The 342-nt window shown below is 43.3% G+C and carries 1 protein-coding gene; it reads left to right on the top strand.

Annotation, left to right across the window (positions count from 1 at the left end; genetic code table 11):
* Positions 1-342: calcium-binding protein (locus J576_RS19330; protein WP_033855762.1), on the top strand; the 342-nt coding region annotated here is incomplete at both ends.

Genomic DNA, 342 nt, shown 5'->3' with positions numbered 1-342 from the left:
TTATGAAAATAATAACCTTAAGATAGACCAGATCATTTTCAATGAAGGTATTCAAGCCTCATCTGTAAGTGTTAAGCGTGATGACAATGATCTGATTATTAAATACTCAGAGCAAGACCAGATTACTGTCCGTGGCTATTTTGATAGTAATGGAGAGGCAGCGGGTCGAATCGACCAGATTGTCTTTATAGATGGCACGATCTGGGATGTTGCTACGATCAAGGCAAAGGTTCTGGCAGCGACGGCCGGTAACGATATTCTGCAGGGATATGGCAGTGCAGACCATCTTGAAGGGTTGGCGGGGAATGATACATTGTATGGCTATGCTGGCAACGATGTATT

This window comes from Acinetobacter sp. 766875, assembly GCF_000582055.1.
GTDB classification, from domain to species: domain Bacteria; phylum Pseudomonadota; class Gammaproteobacteria; order Pseudomonadales; family Moraxellaceae; genus Acinetobacter; species Acinetobacter nosocomialis.
This window is presented reverse-complemented; position numbering and strand designations above follow the sequence as displayed.